The 9,371-nt window shown below is 62.6% G+C and carries 6 protein-coding genes and 1 pseudogene; 3 read left to right on the plus strand and 4 right to left on the minus strand.

The window, feature by feature from the left end:
- From VITFI_RS05585 to VITFI_RS05600, 4 genes are all read right to left on the minus strand, one after another.
- Positions 1–1,887: a potassium transporter Kup gene (locus VITFI_RS05585; RefSeq protein ID WP_332461892.1), complete on the minus strand. Its 1,887-nt coding sequence runs from the start codon at positions 1,885–1,887 to the stop codon at positions 1–3.
- 67 nt (positions 1,888–1,954) lie between these two features.
- Positions 1,955–3,232 (minus strand): glutamate--cysteine ligase, encoded by a 1,278-nt coding sequence (gene gshA / locus VITFI_RS05590; protein ID WP_089416127.1) that lies wholly within the window; start codon positions 3,230–3,232, stop codon positions 1,955–1,957.
- Between the two features lie 157 nt (positions 3,233–3,389).
- Entirely contained in the window at positions 3,390–4,931 is a 1,542-nt protein-coding gene (locus VITFI_RS05595) for an ammonium transporter (protein ID WP_089416128.1), read from the minus strand.
- Positions 4,932–4,956: 25 nt separating this feature from the next.
- Positions 4,957–5,295 carry a P-II family nitrogen regulator gene (locus tag VITFI_RS05600; RefSeq protein WP_089416129.1) on the minus strand — a complete coding sequence of 113 codons (339 nt, stop codon included), beginning with the start codon at positions 5,293–5,295 and terminating at the stop codon, positions 4,957–4,959.
- Between the two features lie 280 nt (positions 5,296–5,575).
- On the opposite strand from VITFI_RS05600, the pseudogene VITFI_RS18165 reads away from it, so the two are divergent.
- From VITFI_RS18165 to VITFI_RS05615, 3 genes and pseudogenes are all read left to right on the plus strand, one after another.
- Positions 5,576–5,989: pseudogene (locus VITFI_RS18165) on the plus strand (magnesium chelatase domain-containing protein); the annotation flags it as partial.
- A gap of 314 nt (positions 5,990–6,303) precedes the next feature.
- Positions 6,304–7,761 carry a group II intron reverse transcriptase/maturase gene (gene ltrA / locus VITFI_RS05610; protein WP_198301432.1) on the plus strand — a complete coding sequence of 486 codons (1,458 nt, stop codon included), beginning with the start codon at positions 6,304–6,306 and terminating at the stop codon, positions 7,759–7,761.
- Between the two features lie 112 nt (positions 7,762–7,873).
- Positions 7,874–9,121, plus strand: a complete 1,248-nt coding sequence (locus tag VITFI_RS05615; RefSeq protein WP_089416130.1) for a YifB family Mg chelatase-like AAA ATPase — start codon at positions 7,874–7,876, stop codon at positions 9,119–9,121.
- Positions 9,122–9,371: the final 250 nt, after the last annotated feature.

The following is a 9,371-nucleotide window of genomic DNA, read 5'->3' on the forward strand; positions in this document are numbered from 1 at the left end:
TCAGATCTCGACCTTGGCCCCCAGCTCCACCACGCGGTTGGAGGGCAGGGCCAGGAAGTCGGCCATGTCGGTGGCGTTGCGGTGCATGCTGGCGAACAGTTTTTCGCGCCACAGCGCCATGCCGCCGCCGAACGTGGGCGCGACGGTTTCACGCGAGAGGAAATAACTCGTGTCCATGTCGTCCAAAGAGACGCCATGGGCTTCGAGCAGGCTCAACGCTGCTGGCAAATCGGGGTCGTCCTTGAAGCCATAGTGCAAGCTGATTTGCCAGCACTCGTTGTCCAGCGCCTGAAGCACCAGGCGTTGCTCCTCAGGGATGTAAGGCACTTCGTGGTGACGCACCGTGACAAACAGGTTGTGTGCGTGCAGCACCTTGTTGTGTTTGAGGTTGTGCATCAGCGCGTTGGGGGTCAGCCCTTGGTCGGCCACCAGAAACACTGCTGTGCCCGGCACCCGCACCGGTGGGTGGATGAACACCGCATCTAAAAAGCCTTGCAGTTCAATGGCTTCGCTGCGCACCCGTTCGTGCATCAGCTCCCGACCGCGCTTCCAGGTGTGCATCAACAGGAACATGCCCGCGCCAATCACCAAAGGGAACCAGCCCCCCGCGACCAGCTTGAGCAGGTTGGAAAAGAAGAACGTGATGTCGATGAGGAAGAAAAAACCGGTGGCCAGCACACACAGCAGCGGCGGATAACGCCAACCGTAGCGGATGACGTAAAACGTCATCACGGTGGTGATCGTCATGTCCAGCGTCACAGCGATGCCATAGGCCGAGGCCAAATTCGAGGACGATTTGAACAACGCCACCGCCAGCACGATGAAAACGTAGAGGCTCCAGTTGACGAAGGGCACGTAGATCTGGCCCGTGTCACGCTCTGAGGTGTGTTTGACGGTCATGCGAGGCAAGATGCCGAGCTGGATGGCTTGCTTCGTGACGGAGAACGCCGCCGAAATCAGGGCCTGCGAAGCGATCACGGTGGCGGCGGTGGAGAGAAACACCAGCGGCAAGCGTGACCATTGCGGGGCCATCAAGAAAAAGGGGTTGTCGATGGCTTCGGGGTCTTGGAGCAGCATGGCGCCTTGGCCGAAGTAGTTGATCACCAGCGCGGGCATCACCAAGCCGTACCAAGCCAGGCGGATGGGCCGACGGCCAAAGTGACCCATGTCGGCATACAGCGCTTCTCCACCCGTGACGCACAGCACCACCGCACCCAATGCGATGAAGGCGATCATCGGCTGTTGCAGGATGAAGTTGGCGGCATACCAGGGATTGAGGGCCACCAGCACAGCGGGGTTGCCCACGATGTGCGGCAACCCCAGGGCGATCAGCACACCGAACCACACCAGCGTGATGGGGCCAAACAGCTTGCCGATGCCACCCGTGCCAAAGCGTTGCACTGCAAACAGCCCCGTCAGAACCACCAAAGTGATGGGGATGACGAAGTTGTGCAGGGCCGGGGCCGCCACCTCCAGCCCCTCGACGGCGGACAGCACGGAAATCGCCGGTGTGATCACCCCATCGCCATAAAAGACGGCGGTGCCAAACAGGCCGACCACCATCAACGTGTCCCGCAGCGCGGGCCGATCCTTCACCGCCGTGGTGGCCAAGGCCAGCATGGCGATGAGTCCACCTTCGCCGTTGTTGTCGGCTCGCAAAATGAGCAGCACGTATTTGATCGAGACGATGATGGTCATCGTCCAAAAGATCAGGCTGAGCACCCCCAGCACGTTGTCAGCCGAGGCCGGAACATGCCCGGCATGAAACACTTCCTTCAGAGCGTACAGCGGGCTGGTGCCGATGTCGCCGTAGACCACGCCCAGCGCGGCCAAAGTCAAACCCGCCATGGCGGAAGTGGACGGGTGGGAGGTGGAGGGAGCGCTCAACTGACAACCGTTTCGACAATGTGAAACGGCGATTGTGCGCTGCCGCAAACCGATTTCGGTGGGGAAATCAGTCGTACACCTCGGCGTAGGGGTCGGTGGCTTCCAATTCGTAGGCTGCGGCCAACATCGCTAGGCGGCCAATCACGCCATACATGTAAAACCGGTTGGGGGCACTGGCGCCCGGGCGCATGTCGCGCTTGGGCAGATGGTGGCTTTCGGCAAACGCCAGCGGGACAAAACCAGCGCCAGGTGCGTTCAGGTTCTCGTCCACGGCGCGTTCGGCGTGAACGCGGTAGAACCCCCCGACCACGTAGCGATCCAGGGTGTACACCACGGGTTCGGCCACCGCGTCGTGAACGCGCTCGTAAGTGGGCACCCCTTCTTGGATGATGAGCCGCTGCGGCAGAGGGGGCGCAGTGGTGTCGGAGGCCAAGTCGTCCAGCTCTTTGGCGTCGCGCACGGTCAACACGCGGGCGCCGTGGGTGCCGTCGTCGGCCTTGATCACCACGAACGGTTTCTCCGCGATGCCATATTCCTTGTGCTTGCGGCGAATTTTGGCCAGCAGGGCATCGGCCTGGGTTTGCAGCGCTTCGACGCCGGATCGCGTGCTGGTATCCACGGCATCGCAGCGCGTGAACAGCGGGTTGATGAGCCACGGATCCATGCCCAGCAGTTTGGCGAACTTCTTGGCCACTTCCTCGTAGGCTTGGAAGTGCTGGCTCTTGCGGCGCACGCCCCAGCCTGCGTGCAGGGGCGGCAGCAAGTACTGCTCATGCAACCCTTGCAAGATGGCTGGCGTGCCTGCGGACAGGTCGGTGTTGAGCAGGATGGTGCAAGGGTCAAAGTGCTTCAAACCCAAGCGGCGCGGGGTGCGCACCATGGGTTCGAGCATCAGGTGCTCCCCTTCGGGCAGGTCGATGCGCAAGGGGGCCGACAGCGTTGGGTCAAGCGCCCCCAGACGCACGTTCAAGCCTGCCTGCGTGAAGATTTGAATCAGGCGCTGCACGCTTGTCCGGTAGGCCGCTTGCGGCAACAGGCGCGGCTCCGGAATCAACAGCAGATTGCGCGCTTCTGGGCAGATTTTCTCGATGGCAGCCATGGCCGCCTGCACGGCCAGGGGCAGCATGTCGGGCGTGAGGTGGTTGAAGCCTGTCGGGAACAGGTCGGTGTCAACCGGGGTGAGTTTGTAGCCGGCGTTGCGGATGTCCACCGAAGCGTAGAACGCCGGGGTGTGCTCCATCCATTCCAAGCGGAACCAGCGTTCAATGGCTGGTGTGGATTCGAGGATGCGTTGTTCCAGCTCGTTGATCGGGCCGGTGAGTGCAGTGACGAGGTGAGGAACCATGGCGGGCTGATCCTGCGGAATCCAAGCGGAGAGCGAACGATTCTGGCAGATGGGGGCGCCTCGCCCATAAAAAAAGGGCCACCTTGCGGCGGCCCCCAAACTCGCTCCGAAATCGGGCAAAGGACGGTGCTTTCTGGGGGCACCGCCCTGGGACGGATCACTTGTTGTAGGCAGTTTCGCCGTGCGAGGTGATGTCCAGACCTTCGCGTTCTTCTTCTTCCGGCACGCGCAGGCCGATCACCAGATCCACCAACTTGTAGGCGATGACCGAGACCACGGTCGACCACACCACGGTGATCAGCACGGCCTTGAGCTGCGTCCAGACTTGGGTGGCGATGCTGTACACATCCGGGGCGATCATGGAGGCGGTCACCCAGTCACCGACGGCGCTCGGGCCACCGAGGTTGGGCGAGTTGAACACACCCGTCAGCAGCGCACCCAGGATGCCGCAGACACCGTGGACGCCGAACACATCCAGCGAGTCGTCCGCGCCCAGCATTTTCTTCAGGCCGGTCACGCCCCACAGGCCAGCGAAGCCCGCGATGGCACCGATGATCAGCGCACCGCCGATGCCCACGTTGCCAGCCGCCGGGGTGATCGCCACCAGACCCGCCACAGCGCCCGAAGCTGCACCCAGCATGGAGGCTTTGCCCTTGTGCAGGGCTTCACCCACGCTCCAGCCCAGCACGGCGGCAGCGGTAGCGACGAAGGTGTTGATGAAGGCCAGGGCAGCAAAGCCGTTGGCTTCCAGGGCCGAACCAGCGTTGAAACCGAACCAGCCCACCCACAGCAGCGACGCACCGACCATGGTCAGGGTCAGGCTGTGCGGAGCCATCGCTTCGCGGCCATAACCGACACGCTTGCCGATCATGTAAGCCCCCACCAGACCCGCCACAGCGGCATTGATGTGAACCACGGTGCCGCCAGCGAAGTCCAGGGCGCCCATTTGCCAGATGAAACCGGCCTTGGCGTTCATGGCATCGACCACTTCAGCGCCGGTGTAGGCGTCCGGGCCCATCCAGTACCAGACCATGTGTGCCACGGGCAGATAGCTGAAGGTGAACCAAATCACCATGAAAGCCAGCACCGCCGAGAACTTGGCACGCTCTGCGAAAGCGCCCACGATCAGCGCGCAAGTGATGCCTGCGAACGTGGCCTGGAAGGCTGCGAACACGATTTCGGGGATGTAGACCCCCTTGCTGAAGGTCGCCGCCGGGGCGAAGCTGCCGGCAACGTTGTCCCAGACGCCCTTCATGAACAGGCGATCAAAGCCACCGATGAAGGCGTTGCCTTCCGTGAAGGCCAAGCTGTAGCCGTAGAGCGCCCACAGCACGACGATCATCGAGAACGTCACCATCACTTGCATCAGCACGGACAGCATGTTCTTGCTGCGCACCAAACCACCGTAGAACAGCGCCAGACCCGGCACCGTCATCAGGATGACCAGCAGGGTGGACAGCATCATCCAGCCGGTGTCGCCCTTGTCAAATTTGGGCGCTGCGGCTGGAGCGGCATCAGAAGCGGTTTCGGACGCTGCTTCCGCAGCGGCAGGCGCCGCCTCAGAGGCTTTGGCGACACTGGCGGCATCGGTCGTGGCAGACGCTGCCACCGGAGCCGAGGCAGGTTCCTCTGCGAAGGAGGTTCCCGCGAAGCCCAGAGCGGCGAAGCTCAGGGCCAGGGAGACAAGTAGTTTTTTCATAACGGGCATCGGCAAAGGGAGGGGGTCAGAGGGCGTCCTTGCCGGTCTCACCGGTGCGGATGCGAACCACTTGTTCGATCGGGCAGACGAAGATCTTGCCGTCACCGATCTTGCCGGTGCGGGCCGAGCCCTCGATGGCCTCGATCATACGCTCGACCAGCGCATCGTCGATGGCGGCTTCGATCTTGACCTTGGGCAGAAAATCCACAACGTACTCTGCACCACGGTACAGCTCGGTGTGGCCTTTTTGACGGCCGAAGCCCTTCACTTCGGTCACCGTGATGCCTTGGACGCCAATGGCGCTCAAGGCTTCACGCACTTCATCAAGCTTGAACGGCTTGACGATGGCGGTCACCATCTTCATGGTCGAATTCTCCAGTCGGGGATGCGGCGCATCCGGTGGTCTGTGGGAGGTGTACGGCCATGGATTGCAGCTTTCGTGCCACGACACTGTGTGAGCGCGTGCTGTACACCGATCCCCCAAAGCAGTGCCTGTCATGCATGGATTTGGGGTTCAAGCACAGTCATGGTGCTGGTGCTGGCTTTTGCACCAAAAACGTGCTGATGTGTCCTGCCTGTACAGGATTCACGCCCCAGATGAGCCCGCCCAGAATGCCTGCCGCAGACACGGGAGGGGCACAGGTATGTCATTAGCGCTGATCCACGCACGGGCGTTGGACGGACTTCACGCACCCGCCGTGCAGGTCGAGGTTCACTTGGCCAATGGCTTGCCCAGCTTCACTTTGGTGGGGCTGGCGGACACCGAAGTCAAAGAGGCGCGTGAACGGGTGCGAGCCGCGCTGTTGCAAAGCGGGTTGAGTTTTCCGCACAACAAACGCGTCACGGTCAATTTGGCGCCAGCGGATTTGCCCAAGGAATCCGGGCGCTTCGATCTGCCGATCGCCCTGGGGGTGTTGGCGGCACAAGGGGAGTGTGCGCCCAGCATGGGCGTGAGCTTATGGGGTGAAAGTCCCCTGTGGGAGTACCGGCCTGGACGCGAAGAGCGAGCAGGACAACCACGAGTCGAGGGCAAGGGCGTCGCTGCGAGGCGGGGTCTGGAGGAAGCCGTAGACAAGAGGTGCGAGGCGACGAACAGAAACCACATAGAGGAGGCCTAGGACGCCAGACGAGCCGGCACTGGATGGCGAAGTCTGATGGTACAGCGTCTAGGGTAGATGTGGCGCTTGTGCATCGACAGTTCACGTTCTTACCTGGGGAGGTCTGCATCACGTGCGGCATGGAAGGAAACGCTTTGCAAGGAAGGATCCCGGAATGGGATGTACCGGGTTATCAACGTCCTAGCGCCGTGGGGAGCTGCCCCCTGCGAGACGAAGAAACAGGCAGCGCCCTTGCGAGCCATGCAGCGCGTGGCGTGGCAACACGTTGCGTGATGGTGCAGAAGTCAGCAGAGGCCGTAGTAGGGGCGCAGGTTAAGCGCGCTGAAGGGCCGAACAACGAGAGACAAGGAGCAGACACAGCCATCTCGACGGCACCGGTGAACCCGAAGCGGGGGAGGTGTGCGGGCGGCGGTGGAGGTGAGAAACGAGCCTTGAGACAAGACGAAGTGAAGCGAGAAGGACTGCTAGAAAAGGTGCTGGACAGGGACAACCTGTTGAAGGCGTGGAAGCGGGTGAGGGCCAACAAAGGAGCGCCGGGCATAGACGGCGTGACGGTGGAGGACTACCCGGAACAAGCGCGGCAACACTGGCCCAGGATCAAGGAGCAGATCGAGCGAGGGCGCTACGAGCCGCAGCCGGTCAGGAGGGTGGAAATCCCGAAGGCTGGAGGAGGCAAGAGGGCGCTGGGCATCCCGACCGTGATGGACAGGGTGATCCAGCAAGCCATAGCGCAGGTGCTGAGCCCGCTGTACGAGGTGGAGTTCAGTGCGAACAGCTACGGGTTCCGACCAGGCCGCAATGCACACCAGGCGATCAAGCAGGTGCAGCAAGACGTCAAGCAGGGCTACAAATTCGCGGTGGACATGGACTTGGCCAAGTTCTTCGACACGGTCGATCACGACGTGTTGATGGGGCTGCTGGGCCGCACCATCGGGGACAAGGTGCTGCTGAGGTTGATAGGCAACTACCTGAGAGCAGGGGTGCTGGTGGGATACCGCGTAGAGCCGAGCGAAGTGGGGACGCCACAAGGCGGGCCGCTGTCGCCGTTACTGGGCAATGTGATGTTGCACGAGCTGGACAAGCAACTGCACAGCAGAGGGCACAGGTTTGCGCGCTATGCGGACGATGTGGTGATTTTGGTGCGCAGCCTGAGGGCGGGGCATCGGGTGATGCACAGCGTCAAGAAGTTTGTGGAGGCAAAACTCAAGCTCAGGGTAAATCAGGCGAAGAGCCAGGTTGCGCCGATGGGAGAGTGCAAATTCCTAGGCTTCACGATCAAGGCGGGCAAGATACGGTGGCACAAGAAGACGGTGGAGAACTTCAAAAGCCGGGTGCGGGGGCTGACGAGGAAAGGCTGGGGGGTGTCGATGGATCACCGACTGGCTGAACTGAGAAAGCACGTGCAAGGGTGGATGCAGTACTACGGCATCAGTCAGTATTGGAGGCCCGTACCGGGGCTAGACGAATGGATCAGAAGGCGGATGCGATCGGTCTACTGGAAACGGTGGAAGAGGAGCAGGACGAAGATCCGGGAGTTGTTGAGGCTGGGCGTGAATAGACGCATGGCCTTTAGGCACGGACTGAGTGGCAAGGGGAACTGGCGCATGGCCAGGAGTCCGGCGTTGCGAATCGCGTTGACAAACGAGAGGTTGCACGAGACGGGCCTGGTGAGCGTGGTGGCCCTGTGGAAGAAGGCTCAGGGGTATACCTGAGCGGGAAGGAGAAGCGAGCTTCGTCGAGCGAGCCGACTTGTTGAACCGCCCACTGCGGACCCGCATGGTGGGTGGTGTGGGAGCTGGGGGCTAAAGACCCCCGGCTACCCGATTGGACGCGGCCAAGCTGGCCACCTGTGAGTTTGCGGGTGAGTTGTCGCTGACCGGGGAGTTGCGTCCGATCCGAGGGGCGTTGGCTTTGGCGCTGGCGGCCAGTCAGGTGCCTGAGGGCCAGCGCCGCACGCTGGTGCTGCCACCATCCAGTGCCGCCGAGGCCGCCCGCATCACCCAATTGGATGTGCGGGTGGCACATCATCTGCGCGATGTGGTGGCCGCCATGCGCCCCGGTGGTCACTTGGAGCACCTGCCCCGTGCCGAGGGCGCAGCGGTGGCTCCCCACTGTTCTGGGCCTGATTTGGCCGATGTGCGGGGGCAAACGTTGGCCCGTCGCGCATTGGAAGTGGCCGCCGCCGGCGGGCACAGCATTTTGCTTGTGGGGCCGCCCGGGTCGGGCAAATCGATGCTGGCCCAGCGGTTGCCCGGCTTGCTACCCCCGATGAGCGAAGCGGAAGCCTTGGCCAGTGCGGCGATTCAAGGGTTGGTAGGCGCTCACTTGGAACCTGCTGCGTGGCGGCATCGCCCATTGAGGGCGCCGCACCACAGCGCAAGTGCCGTGGCTTTGGTGGGGGGAGGTTCTCCGCCGAGACCGGGGGAAATTTCGCTGGCGCACGCGGGGGTGTTGTTTCTGGACGAGCTGCCAGAGTTTCAGCGCACGGCGTTAGAGGCGTTGCGCGAGCCTCTGGAGTCAGGCGCCGTCACCATTTCAAGAGCGGGGCGGCAGGCGCGCTTTCCTGCGGCCTTCCAGTTGGTGGCCGCGATGAACCCATGCCCATGTGGCTGGTTGGGAGGGGCTTCCCTGGGGCGGCACTGCCGTTGTACGCCGGAAAGCGTGCGTCGCTACCAAGCGCGGCTGTCCGGCCCGCTGCTGGATCGCATCGACATGCAAGTGGAGGTGCCTGCGGTTCCACCGGAGGAGTTGTTGAGTCCCCGTCCCCAAGAGTCTTCTGCCGACGTGGCGCAGCGTGTGGCGCAAGCACGGGCACGTCAGTGGGCACGGCAGCAAGGGACGAACGCAGCCTTGGCGGCTGGGCAGGTCGATGCCCATTGTCAGTTGACCCCAGCGGCGCGGGCGTTTGTTCAGGCCGCAGCGCAGCGCCTGGGATGGTCGGGGCGCAGTCTGCATCGAGTGCTCAAACTGGCGCGGACGATCGCCGATTTGGCGGAGGCTGGCCCCGTGGACGTGGCGCAATTGGCAGAAGCCATCCAATACCGACGCGCCTTGCCTGAGGGAGCGGGGTAACCCTTCAGGGGTGCGGTACGCTTTCTGCACTGCACAAAATAGCTAGGGGTTCTGTGCGGGCGGGCCACCGTCCACGGGTAGGATCATGCCTGCGAACAAGCCAGCCCGGGATCGGTCGGGGCTTGTCGAGACCAAGCACAGGAGTCATTGGCATGAGGGTGGCCGGCGTGATCCGTCGTTTTCCGCGTTGATCGAGATGGGTAGAGGATCGATCAAAGCGCTGATTGTGCGCAAGGCGGAGATACCGCAG

It is taken from the genome of Vitreoscilla filiformis (assembly GCF_002222655.1).
Classification (GTDB): domain Bacteria; phylum Pseudomonadota; class Gammaproteobacteria; order Burkholderiales; family Burkholderiaceae_C; genus Ideonella; species Ideonella filiformis.